Origin of the sequence: Sporosarcina sp. SG10008 (genome assembly GCF_044569405.1) — a bacterium.
Classification (GTDB): Bacteria; Bacillota; Bacilli; order Bacillales_A; family Planococcaceae; genus Sporosarcina; species Sporosarcina psychrophila.
The window spans coordinates 2,470,480-2,491,239 of record NZ_CP172607.1 but is presented as its reverse complement, the minus strand read 5'-3'; the positions used below and the strand labels follow the sequence as shown (position 1 = coordinate 2,491,239).

The following is a 20,760-nucleotide window of genomic DNA, read 5'->3' as shown; positions in this document are numbered from 1 at the left end:
AATGGCGAAAAAACGTAAACAAACTGCACCTCAGCCGAAAAAAAGAGACAATGAAGGATCGGTATTTTCCGATGCACTTGATGATGATATTCTTGAAAAATTGAAAGCGGCAAAAAAGGCATTGTCAGCTGCTGAAGAGACGAAAGAAGAGGAACGTCAAGAGCAAATTCGCCTTGAACGCAAAGAACGTGAGAAAAATAAAAGTTTTGGAGAACTGCTCCAAGAGTTCGGAGATACTGGATCGAAGTTTTAATTGGTAGCACCGGCTGCAATTTGGCTGGTGCTTTTTTGGGAGTGTCTTTTTCCCGAACTATCTAACGAGAGCGGTAGAGTGTCCAACCATTATGTCGAAGTGTCCAACCATTACGCCGAACTAGTCCAACAAATCTTGTGGTTTCCAACCATTAAGCTGAAGTGTCCAACCATTACGTCGAACTGTCCAACGAACGTAGTGGTTTCCAACCATTATGCTGAAGTGTCCAACAAACGCAGTAGAGTGTCCAACCATTACATCGAACTCTCCAACAAACGCAGTAAACCGTCCAACAAACAAAAACGCTGCCCCTTGGGTTACGGGACAAGCGTTAGATTCATTTCTTTGCCATTTGCTCTTGCGCCATTCTCACCATTTCTTTCACCATATTGCCACCAATCGAGCCGCCGATTTTCCCCGCCTGTTCCGACGTTAGTTTTCCGTTATAGCCCTTCGATAGTGGAATGCCGAGTTCCTCTGCAATTTCGAATTTCACGTTATTGGGTGCAGATTTATCCACGTCGTAGCCTTGGGCTTGCATGACGTCCGCTTTCAGCTGATCTAACGCTTGTCGTGCACCAGGTACCAAAATTCTATTATTGCTAGCCATTTTATCTCCTCCAGTAAGCTGTAGTGTCCCCAAAATACAGAAAAACACACTGCAAATCGAATTCAGTACGCACTTTCGCAAGTAGACAAATTTTCCTTCTTTCATTTATCAGTAAATTGGTTGATAATAATCGTACACAAACCGTGTGATGGGACATAAAAGGAGAAATTAATGTTGTCTATAACTAAACTTAAAAATAGTATCGGAACTACTGGTGTCACTTACGTTGTAATTGCTTTATTGACCGCGATTGCCAGCGAGATTAAAGTGATTCCTTTCAACGGGGAGAATTTCCGTTTCGGATTAGGAAGTATTACGTTCTTTTTACTCATTCTTATTCGTCCTTCTATTCCATTGATTCGAACGGGTCTTATCACGGGGATCACGGTGGTTTGTTTCCGATTAATTGGCGATTTTACGACTGAGACTATTTCATTTTGGGCAAGTTTACAAAATCACCTGCCTGCATTTTTGTATTATGTGCTATTTGCAATCGGATTTAGCATTATTAAAATTGAACCATACAAAGCGTTTCCATTACTTTTGGGCGCATGGGCTCTCCTTTTTGAATTTATCGGAAATAGCGCGGAGCATCTTATGCGCTATTTATTGTCAATGCATGTGGATTTAGGTTTTCGTGAATGGGCATTAATAGCTGGGACGGCTTTGTTTCGCAGTTTTTTTGTAGTGGGACTTTATAGCATGATCACGGTATCGGAACAAAAGAAACAGATGCAAGAAATGCTTGGCGTGGGTGCAGACTTATATGCGGAAAGTCTTTATCTACAAAAGTCATTGGACCATATTGAGCAAATCACGGCAGCGAGTCATGAGTTGTATCGGAAATTAAAAAAGGAAAATCTTCAAGAGTTAAGCGTGCAAGCATTGCTTATCACGCAAGAAATACACGAAGTGAAAAAAGACACGCAGCGGATTCTTTCTGGGATTTCCAGTATATCTACAGAAAAAAGAAATGATGTCCTCTTACTTTCGGAAGTGCTAAGCTTGGTTGTTACCGCAAATGATAAATATAGTATTTTGCTTAGGAAAAAAATCGCTTTTCAACTATCGCTTTCAGTTGATTTCGAGACGACTCAACAAATCCCGTTGCTCGCACTATTGAATAACCTTACCGCAAACGCAGTTGAATCCATTGAGCAGAAAGGAGAAATTACAGTAACGGTATACGAAGAAGCGGCATACACCTATTTCATACTAAAAGACACGGGAATAGGGATTTTAGAAGAGGATTTGCCAATTATTTTTGAAGCGGGTTATACGACGAAATTTAACAATCATGGCGTTGCCGCAACGGGAATCGGCTTGTCTCATGTGCAACATATAATACAAACGCTTGAAGGTCAAATTCAAGTAGAGTCTATGGATGAAGGGACGATTTTTCAAATCCGAATTCCAACGAAGAACATTAGAAAGTGAGATGAATCAAGTTGCGCTATTTTATTATAGATGACGATACGGCCAGTCGGAAAATGTTGGCGAAAATAATTACGGAAGGTGAATTAGGTGTTGTCATTGGTGAAGCGGAAAGCGGGGTCAAGTCACTCTCACTTGTCCATTCAACAAACCCAGATTTTGTCTTGATCGATTTATTAATGCCTGAACTTGATGGAATCGAAACGATGGAACATTTAAGAACACTGGGATTCCAAGGCCAATTCATTATGATTTCTCAAATTGTAAATAAGGAAATGGTTGGGGAAGCTTATGAAAAAGGTGTTGAGTTCTTTATACATAAACCAATTAATCGTGTTGAAGTGCAGAGCATCCTAAGGAAAATGTCAGAACAGTTCCGGCTGAAAAATTCGTTAATGTCTATTCGAGAATCATTAGCTCATATCGGTTCAACTGGAGTTTTACCGAAGAGGAAGAGCGTAAAAGAAATTGTTTATTCATTGTTAAATGAGTTAGGTATTATCAGCGAACCAGGTAGTGAGGATATGGTTTTGATGATGGAGTTTTTAATGAATCGTAAAGAGTCGAGCACTCAATTTCCTTCATTGAAAGATCTTTATGAGGCTGTAGCTAGTTCAAATACAACAGAGAACAAGGATATAAAGAAAGAAAGTAAGTCGATTGAACAACGAATCCGGAGAACGATTCTAACAGCAGTCACGAATTTGGCTTCATTAGGGTCAATCGATTATATGAATCCGAAGTTTGAATATTATGCGCCTCGCTATTTTGAATTTGAGGAAATACGGCGACGGATGAAAGAAATTGATCAAAACAGTAATGAATCAACGAAAGTGAAAATAAATATAAAGAAATTCCTTCAAGTGATGTACTTTGATACGGTTGAAAAACACAATCAATCTTAACGTACAAAACTAAGTTCATTAGGAAGAATACTGTAGTTATTACATTACGAAGAAGGTTTTAACTAATCTATTAAAACGAAATGTCGGATTTTGTCGGATTTTATAATGCCCACATATAATTGCTTACAAGTTCTAAAAAACGAATTCGTAAGCGTTTTCATATTTTGAAAAGAGGTGGGTACATGAAAAAATTTAAATTTACATTGGCGTATCAAATTTTACTAGGTTTAATATTAGGAATTACAGTCGGAGCAGTTTTCTTTGGCAACCCTGCAATTGAAAAGTATCTGCAACCCATAGGGGACATGTTTATCCGGATGATTAAAATGATTGTTGTTCCCATTATTATTTCAACTTTAATCGTTGGGGTTGCGGGTACAGGGGATTTGAAAAAATTAGGTAAACTCGGTGGTAAAACACTCCTTTACTTTGAAATTGTTACAACAGTTGCGATTATTGTTGGTTTGTTAGCAGCAAATCTATTTAAACCAGGTGTCGGTTTGGATATCTCTACAATGGAAAAAGGGGATATTTCACAATACGTACAAACAACTGAAGAAGTATCGAATAATGGTATTATGGATATTATCGTGAACATTGTTCCGAGCAATATTATCCAGTCGATGGCTGAGGGTGACATGCTCGCAATTATTTTCTTCTCTGTCCTATTTGGTTTAGGTGTTGCGGCAATTGGTAAGAGAGGGGAGCCAATACTGGCCTTCTTCCAGGGAACCGCAGATGCGATGTTCTGGGTAACGAATCTTATTATGAAATTTGCCCCATTTGGAGTGTTTGCGTTAATCGGTGTAACGGTTTCAAAATTTGGACTAGAATCCTTAATTCCGCTCGGGAAATTACTCGTTCTGGTGTACGCAGTTATGGCGTTCTTTGTAATAGTGGTTCTAGGAGCTATTGCTAAAATGTGCGGGACAAGCGTTTTCCACCTTATCAAAGTCTTGAAAGATGAGCTATTGTTGGCTTATTCCACATCAAGTTCGGAAACGGTATTACCAAAAGTGATGGAGAAAATGGAGAAATTCGGATGTCCGAAAGACATTGTTTCCTTTGTCATCCCAACAGGCTATTCCTTTAACTTGGATGGCTCTACACTTTATCAAGCACTTGCAGCGATCTTCATTGCACAAATGTATGGAATTGAATTAAGTATTATGCAACAAATTACGTTGATGGTCGTGTTAATGGTTACTTCTAAAGGGATTGCGGGTGTACCTGGCGTTTCTTTCGTTGTACTACTGGCGACGCTTGGAACTGTGGGAATTCCGCTTGAAGGACTTGCCTTCATTGCTGGGATTGACAGAATTCTAGATATGGCAAGAACAGTTGTCAATGTAATCGGTAACTCATTGGCAGTCGTTGTAATGTCCAAGTGGGAAGGTCGATTTGATGGCGGTATGGAGAAAGAATACATGGCGACAATTGGTAAACCTAGCGTAAGCCAATAAGAAATCGTCAATACCAAACACTATAGTACACAAAAAAGCATGGCCCTCAAACTAAGAGGACCATGCTTTTTTTCCATTCCCCAATAAAGGGGGTGCACTCGGAAAATTTGATAGTTTTTTCAATCATACAAACTGTTCTTTCTGACGAATAATCATGTAACTCTCGTCAGTGCAGTTTGATAGGGCTGACTCAATTAGCCAGTTCGGCGATGCAGTCGCAAGATGGTTGGTACGCGATCTGCTTTTTGAAGTCAGTCTTCAAGTTGCACTTCCACAAAAAACGTAACGCTTACTGCTTAGTAAACACATAGAGATTGGAACCTAATCACTCGGTTCTTGAAAAGTGTACCTATCGCCAGCAAAGCAAATTTTCCGTCAAGGCTGTGCAATTCATCGTCCGATTCGCCTGTAGGTTACTCGTCTACTAAGGTTCATCTTCCGGTAGTTCCGCCTTGTAATCTAACTATACCCAGCTTAAATTAAGATAAACCACTTTACACAGAAAACTTTTTCACAACTATATGTTGAATAAATGAATACCTTATAAAATGAACGAATCTGTAGATAGCATTCTCTAAAAACCACTTGAAAATTAAGCTTAAGAAAGAGAGTTTTTAGATTTCATAAACTAATGCTTGATTATGTAAGCCTTTTCATTGTATAATTTACTAAACCGATTTAGTAAACCGTTTTATTGAATTAATTATAGAACTAATAGCAGCTCGAATTGGCATAAAGGAGGAATTATGTGTCTTCAAATTTTAGTATTCTAACACTTGGTGATGGTCTTATTACGATGAATCCGGCAGATACTGGTCCTTTACGATTTGTAACAAATTTTTCTCGTAAAGTGGGCGGGGCAGAATTGAATTTTGCAATTGGATGCTCTCGTCTTGGTCTTAAGTCAAAATGGGTGAGCCGTTTAGGAAATGACGAGTTTGGACGGGTCATTTACAATTTCGCGCGTGGTGAAGGCATCGATGTGACGAATGTCGAACTCATGGATGGGTATCCTACCTCGCTAAACTTTAAAGAAATTCAAGAAGACGGTTCGGGCAAGACGTTTTATTATCGTCATCAGTCTCCTATGCTTACAATGGAGCCAAAAGATATTACGAAAGACATGTTTGAAGGAGTTGATGTGATTCATCTCACCGGCGTGTTTTTATCGATAAATCCAAAAAATATTGAAATCGTGAAACAAGTTCTTGAAATTGCAAAAGAAGCAGGAATTCCAGTCTCATTTGATCCGAATCTACGGTTGAAAATGTGGACGATTGAAGAAGCAAGAGCGACGTTTATGCAAATATTCCCGTATGTAGATATTCTCTTGACAGGACTCGATGAAATCGAACTAATTCTTGAAGATTCTTCAGATGAAGCACTAATTGACTGTGCAAAGCGTTTCCAAATAAATCAGTTCGTGATAAAAGATGGTGCAAACGGTTCAAGAGTTCTCACGGATGGTACTTGGTATGAAAAAGAAGCATTTAAAGTCAATCCTGTGGACACAGTTGGTGCAGGTGATGGATACGATGCAGGTTATATCTACGCATATTTGAATGGGTTTTCTCCGCAAGAAAGATTGGAATTGGCAAATGGCGTCGGAGCTCTTGTTACAACTGTATCCGGAGACAATGAAGGACTTCCTTACTTAGAAGAAGTATTGCCTTTCATCCGACAAGAAAAAGGTATCGAAAGGTGAGGTGGACAAGATGAAAGCTGTTCAAGTCAGGAAAGCGTATGACCTTGTCATCAATGAAGTCGAACAACCGAAACTAGTTTCTACTACGGATGTACTGGTGAAAACGAAGCGCGTAGGGATTTGTGGATCGGATATGCATATCTACCACGGAACGAATCCGCTTGCGACATTGCCGCGCGTGGTCGGGCATGAAGTAACTGGCGAAGTGGTGGAAACGGGAGTGGATGTCACAACGCTTAAAGTCGGAGACCATGTCGTCGTAGAACCGATTAGTTACTGCGGCGAATGTTACGCATGCCGCAAAGGACGTCCGAATGTCTGTGAACAACTATCGGTGTTTGGCGTGCATGAAGACGGCGGGATGAGAGAGTATTTCGTTCTTCCTGAAAAGCAACTCCACGCAGTCGATTCGACGCTTGATTGGAACGAAGCTGTTATGGCGGAGCCTTACACAATCGGCGCTCAAGCGACATGGAGAGGTCAAGTCGGGAAAGGTGATACTGTTCTTATCCAAGGAGCAGGACCGATCGGAATCTGTATCTTGAAATTCGCCAAACTACAAGGTGCATCTGTTATGATGACCGATTTAAGCGAAGAACGTTTGGCATTCGCAAGGGAAAATGGAGCGGATAGGACAGTTCAAGTTGGGTCGGAAGATGTGAAAGAGCGCGTGAAAGAGTGGACGCAAGGCGAAGGCGCAAACGTCGTCATTGATGCAGTGTGTCTGCCGATGACATTCGAACTGGGGATTGACGTAGTTTCGCCAGCTGGAACGGTTGTTGTCCTTGGTTTCGATGAAAGACCGGCTCAAATTCCACAGTTATTAATAACAAAAAAAGAAATAACCATTGTTGGCTCAAGATTGCAAACGAACCAAATGCCAAGAGTTGTTGAATTGTTAAACACAGGGAAACTTCGCCACGATGGATTAATCACACATACATTTGCACTTGAAGATGTGCAAGAAGCATTTACATTTGTGGAGAATAATCCAGATAAAGTTCGCAAAGCTGTTATTGTATTCGACTAAGGGAGGCTAACAATCATGTCAAAGTTTGAAACTCATGCACAAATAGCGGAATCTAAAGTTGTTGCGGTCATTCGCGGAAGTGATGCAGAGGAAGCCATCCAGTTGTCAAAAGCAGCTGCTGAAGGTGGTATTCGAGCAATCGAATTGACGTATACGACGCCAAACGTTCAAAAAGTGTTCGAAGAGTTGCAATATGAGGACATCCTTTTAGGGGCAGGAACAGTTTTAGACCCCGAAACCGCACGTCATGCCATTTTGGCTGGTGCGAAGTTCGTCGTAAGTCCTCATTTCAATAAAGACGTTGCACGTATTTGCAACCGTTACGGCATTCCGTATTTCCCGGGTTGTATGACGATTCGTGAAATGGTGGAAGCGCTTGAATCAGGTTGTGACGTATTGAAACTGTTCCCAGCAAACGACTTTAAGCCGTCATTCATTAAGTCAGTGAACGGGCCATTACCGCAAGTGAAGATTATGCCAACAGGTGGTATCAATCTGGACAATATAAATGATTGGCTTGCTGCGGGTGCAGTTGCTGTTGGAATCGGTAGTGATTTAAATAAAGCATACAAAACGGGTGGGTACGAAGCAGTAGTGGAACTGAGTAAACAATATATAAACAAAATTTCACAATAAAAGGAGTGGCATAATGAATATTACATTTCGTTGGTATGGAAGAGACAATGACACTGTCACACTCGACCACATAAGGCAGATTCCTGGCACAAAAGGTATCGTATGGGCATTGCACCAAGTGCCTGCCGGAGAAGTTTGGAAAAAAGAAGCCATTAAAGAAGAAGTCGATTACATTAAATCATTCGGTTTCCATGCGGATGTTGTTGAAAGTGTAAACGTTCATGAAGCTATCAAAATTGGCAATGAAGATCGTGCTAAATACATTGAAAATTATAAAGAGACAATCCGTAATCTTTCAGAGTTCGGTGTTAAAGTTATCTGTTACAACTTCATGCCAATATTTGACTGGACACGTACGGAAATGTTCCATCCGCTAGAAGACGGATCTACGGCGTTATTTTATGAAAAGGCAAAAGTGGACGGCCTTGATCCGAAAGAGTTAATCCGTACGGTAAGTGAAGCTTCAGATCTGACGCTTCCAGGTTGGGAACCGGAGAAATTGGATAAGATTACAGATCTTTTCGAAGCATACAAACAAGTGGACGAAGAGCAACTTTGGGCAAATCTTGAGATTTTCTTAAAAGAGATCTTACCTGTTGCAGAAGCTTGCGGCATAAAAATGGCGATTCACCCGGATGATCCACCTTGGTCGATTTTCGGTCTGCCACGCATTATGACAGGTCCAGAAAGTTACGAAAGACTGATTGCTATTTCTGACTCCGAGTCAAATGCATTTACAATGTGTACGGGCTCAATGGGCGCAAATCCGGAGAATGATATGGTTCAAGTCGCGAAGAAATACGCTTCACGTGCTCCATTCTCGCATATCCGTAATGTGAAAATTTATGATAACGGTGATTTCGTAGAAACATCTCATTATACGCAAGATGGCTCAATTGACGTAAAAGGTGTCGTCGAAGAACTAAATAGGCAGAACTACGATGGATACGTCAGACCTGACCATGGTCGCCATATCTGGGGAGAAGTTTGCCGACCAGGTTACGGATTGTATGACCGTGCTTTAGGCATCATGTATTTATTAGGATTATGGGACGCATATGAAACGAAAAAAGCGAATGGTGAATCATGATTCCAATTCATAACAACCTAAATGGACGGGTAGCCGTCATAACAGGTGGCAGTGGTGTTTTATGTTCAGAAATGGCGCGTGAATTAGCGCGCCAAGGTGTTAAAGTGGTAATTCTAAACCGCGACGCTGAAAAAGGTCAGAAAATCGTTGACAGCATTAAAAAAGCTGGAGGTACAGCCATTGCATTAGCGGCGGATGTGCTGGATAGAGCATCATTGGAGCGTGCACGGGTTGAAACCGTTAAACAATTCGGCCAAGTAGATTTGCTCATTAACGGAGCAGGTGGCAATCATGCTGATGCGATAACCGATCCGGAGATCTATGATGAACAAGAAGAGGGTAAAACTTTTTTCGATTTGGATGAAAACGGTTTTTCTGAAGTGTTTTCTACAAACTTTACCGGTACTTTTTTGGCAACACAAGTATTCGGAAAAGAACTATTAAAATCAGAAACACCTTCTATATTGAATCTCTCATCAATGAGTTCATATACGCCATTGACGAAAGTACCAGCGTACAGTGCAGCAAAAGCATCTATCAATAATTTTACGATGTGGCTAGCTGTTCACTTCGCGGAAACAGGGATGAGAGTAAATGCGATTGCTCCTGGTTTTTTCCTAACAACTCAAAATCGTGGTCTGCTGCTCAATGAAGACGGTAGCCATACTGCACGGTCAACTAAAATTATTGCAGCTACACCGATGAAACGATTTGGTAAACCTGAAGATTTACTTGGTGCAATGCTGTTTCTTGTTGATGAATCGTGTTCTGGTTTTGTTACAGGAACAACAATTCAAGTAGATGGAGGCTTCATGGCTTACTCCGGTGTATAATGGTGTAAAGTTAGATAATGGAGTTGGATCATTTGAAGAACATAACAATCGCGGATGTAGCAAAATTAGCAGGGGTATCTAAAAGTACAGTTTCTCAATTTTTAAATAAACGATATGAGTATATGAGTGAGCTTACACGAGAACGAATTGAATTGGCAGTCGAAGAATTGGATTATCGTCCAAACATAGTAGCGCGCAGTTTAACGCAGAAGTCTACTTTTACCGTCGGTGTCATTGTCGCAAATATACTTCATTCGTTCTCTACTCATATTATCCGGGCGATTGAAAACAAGTTTTATGAACATGGTTTTCATATAATTGTCTGTAATGCGGATGATGAACCGGAAAAAGAAAAGGAATATATCGAGATGCTCATGGCGAAACAAGTGGATGGGATTATCATATTTCCAACAAGTGGGAATATCGACTTATACAAAAGAATGAAAAAATCTGGTTTTCCACTTGTTTTTATGGACAGGACAATCGCGGATCTCGGGATTGAAACTGTTCTTCTCGATAACGATAAAGCGGCAGAATTGGCTGTTAACCATTTCACTGAAAGCGGTTACAGCAAAATCGCCATTGTTACTACTTCGATTATTAGAAATATTAGTCCACGAATTGAACGTATTCAAGGATATAAAAGAGCGTTAGAGAGTCATCAGTTGAATGTTAACGCAGACTATGTGAAGACGGCTGACTCGGATGCCATATCATCGGCTCTTGATGAATTGTTCGAGCTTGTTGCTCCACCAGAGGCCATATTGGCGGGGAATGACTTCGTGCTCATGGAAGTGTTGAAGTATATAAAAAATCATAACTTAATAATCCCAGCAGATGTAGCTGTTATCGGTATTGATGACGTGCCATTTGCTAGTTTTTATACACCCTCAATTACGACCATTTCACAGCCGATGATTGAAATGGCTAATCTAGCTGTTAAATTACTCATGAAGCAAATGAATGAAAAAGAACACGGGGAACCTGAGGTATATCGTTTACAACCAACGTTAATTGCAAGAGGATCTTGTTGAGGCAGTCTGCCGAAAGGTTATTACCGTTGCTAGTTATGATAAAACAGGTTAGTACATAAAATCACAATTGGTAGCATCAATTGCTGTATATCAAAGAAATAGAGATGAACTCTAGAATAGTAGCGAACATCTTTTAAAACTATACCAACACTGTAGTTAACAGGGGGAGAAAGTTATGCCATTAGTAATTGTCGCTTTAGGGATTATTGTTTTACTCATATTAATCATGAAATTTAATATAAATACATTTATTTCATTAGTGGTTGTTTCATTCTTAATCGCTTTAGCTTTAGGTATGCCAATAAATGAGATTGTTAAATCAATTGAAACTGGCATGGGGGGAACGTTAGGTAGTATCGCATTAGTCTTTGGGTTAGGAGCGATTCTTGGTAAGCTAATCGCCGATTCTGGTGGTGCTCAACGTATTGCAATGACGTTGATTGAAAAATTCGGATTGAAGTATATCCAATGGGCTGTTGTAGTGGCCTCATTTATACTAGGGATTGCATTGTTCTTTGAAGTAGGTCTAGTATTATTAATTCCAATCGTTTATCAAATTTCTAAGCAAATAAAAGTACCGTTTTTATACTTAGGACTTCCAATGTCGGCCGCGTTATCAGCTACACATGCATTTTTACCGCCACATCCAGGTCCTACAGTTATTGCCAATGAATTCGGCGCAAACGTAGGATTGGTATTGCTTTACGGTTTCCTAATTGCAATTCCAATCGTCATTATCGCGGGTCCTATATTCACAAAATTCGCGAAAAAATTTGTACCAAAAGCTTTTGATAAAGATAGTACAAGCGGTAGTATTGCTTCGATAGGTGAAACAAAACAATTTAAACTAGAAGATACACCAGGATTCGGTATCAGTGCTTTCACTGCATTATTCCCGGTTATATTAATGGCTTTCTCAACAATCGTCAAACTGTCTAGAGATGCAAATGATACAGAAAACGTGTTTTTTGACCTAGTTACAATGATTGGATCTCCAACAACTGTTATGTTGCTGTCTGTATTACTGGCAATCTATACAATGGGTATCGCACGGAAAATTCCAATGAAACAGCTTATGGAATCAGCAGAAAACGCAGTCAGAGCTATTGGTATGATGTTACTAATTCTTGGTGCAGGTGGCGCACTTAAGCAAGTATTGATCAATGGTGGAGTTGGCGATTATGTCGCTGTCCTTTTTGAAGGTAGTGCAATATCACCGTTAATTTTAGCTTGGCTGATTGCTGCTGTTATAAGAGTAGCACAGGGATCGGCAACGGTTGCAGCATTAACGACAGCTGGACTCGTCATTCCAATGATGGCAGGTACAGATGTCAATTTAGAATTAATGGTATTAGCAACAGGTGCAGGTAGTATCATTGCTTCACACGTTAACGATACTGGTTTCTGGATTGTTAAAGAGTCCTTTGGCTTAACGATGAAAGAAACATTCGCAACTTGGACTGTGCTAGAAACTGTTATTTCAGTGAGTGGTCTCGGTTTCGTTTTACTTCTAAGCTTATTTGTTTAAGAGGGGTATGAAATTAGTAAGAATATAAAAAGAGGAACTGTCCGGAAGGCTGGATGTCATTCAGCTTTTGCGGGCAGTTTTTTTTCAGGTAGTGATAGTTCCATAAACAAGAAAAAAGCATGATCCTTATACAAAGGGGATCATGCTTTTTCCATACCCCGATAAAAAGGGGGTGCACTCGGAAAATTTGATAGTTTTTAATCACACAAACTGTTCTTTCTGACGAATAATCATGTAACTCTCGTCAGTGCAGTTTGATAGGGCTGACTCAATTAGCCATTCCGGCTATGCAGTCGCAAGATGGTTGGTACGCGATCTGCCCTTTTGAAATCAGTCATCAAGTTGCACTTTCACAAAAAACGTAACGCTTACTGCTTGGTTAACACATTAGAATTGGAACCTGATAACACGGTTCTTAAAAAAGTGTACCTATCGTCAGCAAAGCAAATTTTCCGCCAAGGCTGTGCAGTTCATCGTCGGAATCACTTGTAGGTTACTCGTCTACTAAGGTTCATCCTTCGGTAGTTTCGCCTTGTAGTCTATGGATACCCGTGTTGCATTAAGTTAAACCATTTTGAGAAAAAACATTTAAACTTGCAAAGTTATAGTAAGTGTACAGATTTTTGAAAAACCATTCGAGTAAAAAGATTCAAGATCTACATTCTAAATGGGGATTGCTATGATTTGGTATTCGGGGATTTTGCAGGGGAGAGGATGGTGACTAAAGAGTGAAAATTAATATGCGTTTATCGTAAAGATAGTGATTGTCAAGCGGTTTGCACTTATGGTTGCTGTGTAGAAACAATCGTGACTATCACGACTATTTGCCAGCACAGCTACCGTTTCTTAGGTATTCATACGGAAAATATTTAGTCAGATTCATGCAGTTAAGATTTTTCTTTTGATTTAAATGAGTAAAAAGAATAACCCAATTTCAATTAACCGGGAGATGTGGATTTTTTCACCTACTTACACTGTTTCTTTTTTATCAAACGTCTCCAAGAACTGTTGAACGTTACCATAGGTTTTCAAGTTCTTTGTATTTATGCCTAGCTCTACAGTGGTCATGGCTAATTGCGGTCTTACACCTGTAATAACAGTCTCAATTCCGAGCAACTTTAAGATATCGATTATTTGAAAAACATGTTGAGCGACATAGGTATCAATCGCATGAATTCCTGAAAAATCAATTACCAACAACTCGATATTTAACTTTGTTACTTTCGGAATTACGGTATTTGTAATGTAAGCCGATCTTTCTTCACTAAAGTCACCAATTAGGGGCAAAATTGCAATACCATCTCTAATTGGAACAATGGGTGCAGCTAGTTGCAAAATTTCTTTTTCAATTGCTTTAATTACTTTTTGATTACTTTCATTAAACTTTTTCGTAGTGTTACGAATTGCATCGTCAAAAACAAATGTAATTTTCTCGTAAAGTTTAGCTACTCCTTCTGTATCATATTGCTCCAGTAGCCCCTTTTTTTGAATTTCTTGCATAAGAGACAGGCGAAAAGTACTTATTATTTCGATAGTATCTTTAAGTAAAGTACCATCTTTGTAATAGTAGTTATCGATGTCATATTCTAAATTCATATCCTCTATTTCTTCATTACTTGAAAGAAGTGTTTTTGAAAACTCGCTTATTAAAACTGTCAATAGCTCTTTGTGTTTTGCAATTTGCTCTTCTGTCAAATGTAAATGCAATTTAGCTATAGCTTGTTTTAAACACTTGTCCGTGAGAGCTAATTTCTCTGTCTCCATGTAAACTCCAACTGATTGCATTATTTGTCCATTCCTCTCTCATTTCGGGTAGCCACTTATAGAAGTTTCCCTGTGTTATGCTAACTTTTTATATTTCAGTAGGGAAGGAAATGACAACTCTATTCCTAGTATTTGGTGTTGTTTAACGAATACCCTTTTCAGGATAAACGTAACTTAGTAACTAGAGGTTTCATAATTATTCCAACCTCTCCATTTTACCACAATAAACACTTGTCAGGATAATTCAGTGTGACAGACACCGAAATAGTAGCTACCAAAATGCTAATCCAAAGTATATAAGGATGAGAAGTTCGATGACTACTGAACAATTGACAGCAAAAGACCGTTTGCTAGAAGTGCTATTATTAAGTTTGGGACAACATAGTTGAAGAATTACATGTAACAGATTTATATATATTTCGTCTGATTGAAAAGTAGGTTATTTAGAGGAGGCAACATGGATGGGAGATTATGCACTTGAACGATTCTTACTGGGAGTTATTTTGTTCGTATTGTTCCTAATTGCTATCTTTTTAAGAAAGCGTGGCAAAATAGTAATTTCCTTATTATTCATTGCCATATTGATTGGTTACTGGGTGTTTTATGGTATTCGAGAACAAGTCTTACAGAACAGATATGAAGAATCTATTGAAATAGTTGACACTTACCTTCAGGATAAATATCCGAATGAAACATGGACAATTGATACAATTGTAGAAGAAGGAAGAAAAATAAGACCTACAAAGGTGAAAGTGATTTTTGATAATGAACAAAGTGTTGACTATATTTATAAAGTTTACGAAAAGAATCGAGTCATTTTATATGAATACGGTTACCCCGAAAACATGGATACTACTAATTTCAAGCATGATGAAACGCATAATAATTAGAGATAACAGGTCGGATGTTATATCAATTTAATTTGCATTCCGCAAACATTAACGTTCAACAATAGAATTAATGTATTCCGGATCTCGCTCTGTTAGATGATTTCACCATCTTCTAAGTGGCAGTTTAATTGAAGATGCGTAAAAAAATTCTATAACCTTTATTGTAGTAGAAAAAGCATTAATTAAGGGGGAGAAGATGAGTAAATTTAGAGGGATAATCTTAGAAGGCTATTCGAATGCTGGAAAGACTTCTGTTTTGAAATCGCTGAAAAAACTTCAGGCATGTGATGATGCCGAACGCAGTGTTGTCATTCTTAGTGAGCATTATTCGCAAATATTACACAAAGTAGATGGTGAATTAAAGTGGTTGGGTCGTGAGGAACACTTACAACTCTTAACAGAAAGAGTTATGATGTTAAAAAAGTTAAATGATTGGTCAAGAGAAATTGGACAATCATCCGAGCGTTCAAAAGGTTTATTCTTTATATTAGAAAGGTTTCATTTAAATCATCGAGTAGCATTCTCGCATACTATTTTAGATGAAATTAAGCAATTAGAAGTCGAGTTGTTTGAAATGGGAGCAAGATGTGCCTTACTAACTGTATCCCCAGAGAACATAGAACAAAGAATAAGTAGTAGGAATCCCAATGAATGGGTAGGGAAACCTGAAGAAGAAATGAAAATGGCTTGTGATTTATTATTAGAACAACAACAAGAGTATAGAAATCAAGCTGTAAACTCAATCATTCCTACAATTGAAATAAATACCGATAAAAAAGATTGGGAGTCCTACGCAAAACAGGTTTACTTCGTGAACTAACTGGGTGCAGGTGACCAGTTTTACACACAGTGGTAGGGATAATGGTTTAGTAAGAGAGGTCAATTCTTTATTCAGAAGGATAGTCACCTACTTTAAAGAATAAGGAATATAAGTATGAATGGCATATGTAAAGTCGTTCTGCGTTCGATTTGGTGGTTTGCAGGTTGATTTCATTTGGCAAATCCGAATTCTAATTGCACTCACGTAACAGAATAGTTCAGTCAGCAGAAATGGATTTTTGTTAATTGTAATTTGGTAATTTACTTAATATTGGAACTTTTATCTGTGTCAAACGTAGTAAAGTTAAGGAACATTTTAGTTCAATTGACAAAGTAAGGTCAACTGGTATTTGGTCAAATCAACTCGTTGTTAGTCAGAGAGGAAATGAACTTTACTCATAGCGTTCTCAACTTCCTAGAATCTCACTACGGAGATCTGCAAGTAGAACTTACTTCAGTGCGATTTACCGTATAGTGTAACTGCGTATAAACAGCTTTTATAATTTGTTCCGATTACGTCTGTGGTACTGTCAATGAATACATAATGAAAAGAACTAAGCCGTGATTAAATTAAGATAGTTGATCAGCTCAATACAAGCTTGTAGAGCGTGCTGTGACACCCTTTGACATGCTTTGCAAGCTTGGATTTCTCAAGGGAACTGATCCAATAATGAAAAATCGTTCCAAAGCCTACACTCGCTATCAGCGAGAGAGAGTCTTTCAAAGAAAATGGGTGATTCCAAAAGATATTCTGCAACGAGAGGGCGAGTCCATGCCTGTGCGTGGGAAATTAAGCAAAGGAAAAGTCTATTGTTCTTGTAAAATATGCCGCTATTAGCAGTATTATGGCATTCCAAAATCCAAATATAAAGCACAATGGGAAGGAATGCAGAAAGAAATCGGATGTTATATCTACTAGAGAAAACAGCCGAAATTAGGAGATTAAAGATGTGAATTTGAAATAAGTTACGACAATGTACAGGATTTTTTATTCAACAGCCGGGCCATTTTTCTGAACAAGAAATAATTTTAGGGTAAAGGGAGATTATTTATGGATAAGGTAAAACAATTTTGGAAAGATTTTTGTGGAGCAAATCATATGGAAGGTACGGAATATAAAGATGCATTTCAATTTGGAGCCTCAGCTGATTGGTTAGCTGATTTAGTTGTAGAGGGAAAGAAGACAGCGACAACTTCAGGATATGAGTTATATGAGTTAGAAAAAGAAGCTATACCCCAAGCAGGCGAATATTATATTGTTCTAAATGGTCAAGATGAACCTACCGCAATCATTCAAATTCAATCCGTCGAAGTTGTACCGATGAATGAGGTAGCAGAAGATTACGCCTTAGCAGAAGGAGGAGGAGATTATCAGTTTTGGTGGGAAGCGCATGAAAAATTCTTTTCCGAATTACTAAAAGAATATGATAAAGAATTCTCGCCAGAAATGTTAGTTGTATGTGAGCGGTTTGAAAAAGTATATCCAAAATAACCAGTAAAACAAACTGCGCGATTTCAGAACAATGTGCAGTCGTCATTTAACTAGGAACAACTGAATAGTTCTTGAAAATTGGATGAAGTAAACGCGAAACCCAACAAACTCCTCATGTGAAGTTTGTCGGGTTTTTAAGTTATATAAGGGAACATTTACATAAATAAGCGCGGAATATCTCTCGAAGTGACAGCTCATAACACGTTCATTTAAGCTGTTCAATTTGTATATAGACCGGAATTTCACGTTCCAATCGCCAAACATTCTCTTTTACCCGGAATGTAGTGTGTATGCAAAGGATGCGTTTTGGAGCGGAAAAGATAGATTGGCAATCTAAAATTTGGAAAAAAGCATCATTAAAAATAAAAAGCACACTTTTACTGATGCTTGATTTTAAGAGATATTTCGAAAGCCAAATCTTATCTAGATCCCCAATAATTAATTCCTTTTAGGTTTTAAACTAATCGAATAATTAATTTGTAAAAATAATAAAATAGCTCCAATTCGGGTAATACTGATTAGTTGCGAGTCACCTGTAAATGCGGAGTAAAACATTTATTAAAATGCCAAGAATCCAAGTACTGCATTTATCAAATAGTATAATTTGGCTATGTTAAAGGAAAAGGTTGATTAAAATTAAAATGGTATGAAGAACCCACTTCACATAAATAAAATCCGTTTAACCCAAATTGGATATTTATGTAAAAACGAATCTGGAGTTTGTGAATAAAACCACTTACACTAACGGGGGCGGTTTAGTAAAAGAAGGGCTGGATGGATATAAATTTAAAAAACCTTTTCTACATCGTAGAAAAGGATATGGAGGGGTAGAATGAGACGTTTGATAATTTTTCTGTTATCTGCTGTTTTTATATCTGGTTGTACAAATGTTAAAGAACAAAACAAAATAATAAAGGAAGAGGAACATGAGATAGTGGAAGATTTTAAAACTCCTATTGAAACTACTTACCATTTTTCATATAAAGGACAGGAGTTTAAAATCATATCATTTTTCGACGAAGTATTGGAATACGCAAGAACAATTAGTGAGAATCCTGAGCTTGATAAAAAAGTTATCTATACAGAGTATGTATTAGAACCGTTTAAAGGGCAATCGTCTATTAATCATATAACATTAGGTGACCCTCTATCACCATCTTGGGAAATAGAACAGTTAGAAAAAAAGACGAATGAGCTACTTGGAAATCAAGGTCAAATTAATAAGTGGATAGAGGAAGCCATATTGAAATCGGCAGAACTGTTACCAGGTAAAGATACAAATATTTATATTTTTCCAGTTAATCCTGAGGAATGGCATCTCATTAATACAGGGGGAGGAATGAGTGGGATGACATTTTCTGAAAGTGATTATTTGCTTATGATTGACCCATCCGTTTCAGAAGAAACGGTAAAGTATACGGTGGCTCACGAATATCATCATACTGTTAATTTTTTGTATGATGGAATACCAATCGATTATAATATTTTAGATTTAATCTTGATAGAAGGAAAAGCAGATTCCTTTGCAAGTATTTTATACCCTGAAACAAAAGTCATTTGGATAGAGCCACTATCTAATGATGAAGAGGTTAAAGTGTTAGAAGCTTTAAGCATAAATGGCGAATCTATGGATTTTATTATTTACGATAAATTGGTTAACGGTAATTCACGTAAAGATATTCCGAGATTCTCGAATTACAAAATAGGTTATCAAATCACTGAAAGCTTCATTGAAAACAACCCTGATAGTTCAATAATAGAATGGACAAAACTGGATGCTAATAAAATAATTAGGGGAAGTAAATACAAAGAAAGAATTTTTCAGTAAAAATCCTAAGTCTTAGATATGACTTTTACCGTTTGGATTAACAATCCTAATTCAACTATAAGGGGCTAAACACCTCCATGATTTTAGTTTGCCACTTGGTGTCCATTGTATGCATTTTTATTAAATCTTACGGTCATTGTTTTGCAAATGATTATCTCTTCGAATGCAGTTACTTAGAATAGCGATAAACAGGTAAAACCTCCAAACCTGATCAAACTAAGCTCAAGATACGGGATTTATTTTTAATTAGAAATAGAAAATGGTCTACCGGTTTTTAAATAAGATTGCATTATAGTTGAAGAGAAATTTATTTTACAAATAGACATAGAAGAACACACATTCGCGTTATGGTTTATTTGATACTACTAACAAAGGAGGATAATAGTGAAATTAAAAAACATTAACATTCAAGAACGGATGAAACATTATAATGTGCAAGGTTTAAGTAACACATTGCTTGAGGGCGATGAAATTAGTGGAACAGAAAATTATGGCTTATTAGAAGTGGAAAGCAATAGAAAAGCAAATGAAGATTCTATTTTTAGTGCGTGTTCAATTAGCAAGTTCTTAACAGGAATACTTGTAATGAAGCTAGTAGAGGACGGACTTCTGAATTTAGATGATGATGTGAATGAAAATCTTAAAACGTGGAAAGCACCGGAAAATGACTTTACTAAAAATAAAAAAGTGACATTGAGGAACTTACTAAGTCATCAATCTGGAATTAAAGACCCAGAAGGTAGTTTTCCTGAACTGAACTCGAAAATAGCTGTTCCTTCGATGGTTGAATTATTAGAGGGGAAAACACTTTATTGTAAAACTCCAATTGACGTCAAGTGTGAACCAGAAAGTGAATTCCATTATTCGGATTCCGGTTTCTGTATTATTCAACAACTTATAGAAGATGTTGCGAAAAAACCGTTTCATCAAGTTATGAAAGAGCAAGTATTTAAACCATTAGGTATGGAAAATAGCCATTTCAATACAACAGTATTGGAAGTGGATAGGGAAACCTTTTCTTGTGGTCACAATAAAAACGGTGAATTAGTAGATGGGAAATATCCTATATATCCTTATCCAGCAGCTTCTGGATTATGGACAACTTCTATGGATTTAGCTGAATTAGTTCTTGAGTTAATGAAGGCTGTAAAAGGTGAAAGCAAGGTTGGCATTTCGGAAAGTTTAGCAATAGAAATGATATCCCCACAAAGAGGTAAAAGTTGGACTGGATTAGGTGTGTTTCTTGAAGGCTCTGAAAAAGAACTAGAAATTACATCACTTGGTTGGGGAATGGGTTTTCAATGTATGATGGTGGCCTTTCCCTATTTAGGGAAAGGGGCGGTCATAATGACGAATACAGAATTGGGTGTTCATCAACTCGAAGGTATTATTGGAGAAATATATAAGTCTCTTTTGTCTTAAAAAGCGTTAAGATAGTAGAAAATA

The 20,760-nt window shown here is 37.9% G+C and carries 19 protein-coding genes; 16 read left to right on the top strand and 3 right to left on the bottom strand.

Annotated features, from left to right (window positions below):
- The first annotated feature begins 1 nt into the window (after position 1).
- The gene (locus ACGLYD_RS12010; protein WP_067211039.1) at positions 2 to 253 is read left to right on the top strand and encodes a DUF3886 domain-containing protein; all 252 of its coding nucleotides are present in this window, start codon (positions 2 to 4) and stop codon (positions 251 to 253) included.
- Between the two features lie 120 nt (positions 254 to 373).
- Here the strand turns inward: ACGLYD_RS12010 and ACGLYD_RS12005 are convergent, their stop codons facing one another.
- Positions 374 to 553: a hypothetical protein gene (locus ACGLYD_RS12005; protein ID WP_399628097.1), complete on the bottom strand. Its 180-nt coding sequence runs from the start codon at positions 551 to 553 to the stop codon at positions 374 to 376.
- A gap of 37 nt (positions 554 to 590) precedes the next feature.
- On the bottom strand, positions 591 to 863 hold the full coding sequence (locus tag ACGLYD_RS12000) for an alpha/beta-type small acid-soluble spore protein (protein WP_187045348.1): 273 nt from the start codon (positions 861 to 863) through the stop codon (positions 591 to 593).
- Between the two features lie 174 nt (positions 864 to 1,037).
- Here ACGLYD_RS12000 and ACGLYD_RS11995 point away from each other — a divergent pair, with 174 nt between their 5' ends.
- From ACGLYD_RS11995 to ACGLYD_RS11950, 10 genes are all read left to right on the top strand, one after another.
- On the top strand, positions 1,038 to 2,300 hold the full coding sequence (locus tag ACGLYD_RS11995) for an ATP-binding protein (protein ID WP_399628093.1): 1,263 nt from the start codon (positions 1,038 to 1,040) through the stop codon (positions 2,298 to 2,300).
- Between the two features lie 11 nt (positions 2,301 to 2,311).
- A complete protein-coding gene (locus ACGLYD_RS11990; protein ID WP_067211031.1) occupies positions 2,312 to 3,202 on the top strand; it encodes a response regulator in 891 nt (296 codons plus the stop codon).
- 182 nt (positions 3,203 to 3,384) lie between these two features.
- The gene (locus ACGLYD_RS11985) at positions 3,385 to 4,665 is read left to right on the top strand and encodes a cation:dicarboxylate symporter family transporter (RefSeq protein WP_399628089.1); all 1,281 of its coding nucleotides are present in this window, start codon (positions 3,385 to 3,387) and stop codon (positions 4,663 to 4,665) included.
- A gap of 748 nt (positions 4,666 to 5,413) precedes the next feature.
- Entirely contained in the window at positions 5,414 to 6,370 is a 957-nt protein-coding gene (locus ACGLYD_RS11980) for a sugar kinase (protein WP_187045347.1), read from the top strand.
- 10 nt (positions 6,371 to 6,380) lie between these two features.
- Positions 6,381 to 7,400: a zinc-binding alcohol dehydrogenase family protein gene (locus tag ACGLYD_RS11975; protein ID WP_399628087.1), complete on the top strand. Its 1,020-nt coding sequence runs from the start codon at positions 6,381 to 6,383 to the stop codon at positions 7,398 to 7,400.
- Between the two features lie 15 nt (positions 7,401 to 7,415).
- A complete protein-coding gene (locus tag ACGLYD_RS11970; protein ID WP_354312502.1) occupies positions 7,416 to 8,036 on the top strand; it encodes a bifunctional 2-keto-4-hydroxyglutarate aldolase/2-keto-3-deoxy-6-phosphogluconate aldolase in 621 nt (206 codons plus the stop codon).
- 13 nt (positions 8,037 to 8,049) lie between these two features.
- Positions 8,050 to 9,126 (top strand): mannonate dehydratase, encoded by a 1,077-nt coding sequence (gene uxuA / locus ACGLYD_RS11965; RefSeq protein WP_067211018.1) that lies wholly within the window; start codon positions 8,050 to 8,052, stop codon positions 9,124 to 9,126.
- Complete coding sequence (locus ACGLYD_RS11960; RefSeq protein WP_399628084.1) at positions 9,123 to 9,959, top strand: SDR family oxidoreductase; 837 nt, start codon at positions 9,123 to 9,125, stop codon at positions 9,957 to 9,959. The genes uxuA and ACGLYD_RS11960 overlap by 4 nt, the downstream gene beginning before the upstream one ends.
- A gap of 32 nt (positions 9,960 to 9,991) precedes the next feature.
- On the top strand, positions 9,992 to 10,993 hold the full coding sequence (locus ACGLYD_RS11955) for a LacI family DNA-binding transcriptional regulator (RefSeq protein WP_399628081.1): 1,002 nt from the start codon (positions 9,992 to 9,994) through the stop codon (positions 10,991 to 10,993).
- 175 nt (positions 10,994 to 11,168) lie between these two features.
- Positions 11,169 to 12,521 (top strand): gluconate:H+ symporter, encoded by a 1,353-nt coding sequence (locus ACGLYD_RS11950; protein WP_067211010.1) that lies wholly within the window; start codon positions 11,169 to 11,171, stop codon positions 12,519 to 12,521.
- Positions 12,522 to 13,490: 969 nt separating this feature from the next.
- On the opposite strand, the gene ACGLYD_RS11945 is transcribed toward ACGLYD_RS11950, so the two are convergent.
- The gene (locus ACGLYD_RS11945; protein WP_399628077.1) at positions 13,491 to 14,306 is read right to left on the bottom strand and encodes an STAS domain-containing protein; all 816 of its coding nucleotides are present in this window, start codon (positions 14,304 to 14,306) and stop codon (positions 13,491 to 13,493) included.
- Positions 14,307 to 14,746: 440 nt separating this feature from the next.
- Here ACGLYD_RS11945 and ACGLYD_RS11940 point away from each other — a divergent pair, with 440 nt between their 5' ends.
- The 5 genes from ACGLYD_RS11940 (at position 14,747) to ACGLYD_RS11920 (ending at position 20,736) form a co-directional block, all read left to right on the top strand.
- The gene (locus ACGLYD_RS11940) at positions 14,747 to 15,175 is read left to right on the top strand and encodes a hypothetical protein (protein WP_399628074.1); all 429 of its coding nucleotides are present in this window, start codon (positions 14,747 to 14,749) and stop codon (positions 15,173 to 15,175) included.
- Between the two features lie 196 nt (positions 15,176 to 15,371).
- On the top strand, positions 15,372 to 15,995 hold the full coding sequence (locus ACGLYD_RS11935) for a hypothetical protein (protein WP_399628073.1): 624 nt from the start codon (positions 15,372 to 15,374) through the stop codon (positions 15,993 to 15,995).
- Positions 15,996 to 17,045: 1,050 nt separating this feature from the next.
- Positions 17,046 to 17,486 carry an ASCH domain-containing protein gene (locus ACGLYD_RS11930; protein WP_187045339.1) on the top strand — a complete coding sequence of 147 codons (441 nt, stop codon included), beginning with the start codon at positions 17,046 to 17,048 and terminating at the stop codon, positions 17,484 to 17,486.
- 832 nt (positions 17,487 to 18,318) lie between these two features.
- Positions 18,319 to 19,314, top strand: coding sequence for a DUF2268 domain-containing protein (locus tag ACGLYD_RS11925; RefSeq protein ID WP_399628069.1), 996 nt, complete (start codon positions 18,319 to 18,321; stop codon positions 19,312 to 19,314).
- 384 nt (positions 19,315 to 19,698) lie between these two features.
- Positions 19,699 to 20,736: a serine hydrolase domain-containing protein gene (locus tag ACGLYD_RS11920; RefSeq protein WP_399628066.1), complete on the top strand. Its 1,038-nt coding sequence runs from the start codon at positions 19,699 to 19,701 to the stop codon at positions 20,734 to 20,736.
- Positions 20,737 to 20,760: the final 24 nt, after the last annotated feature.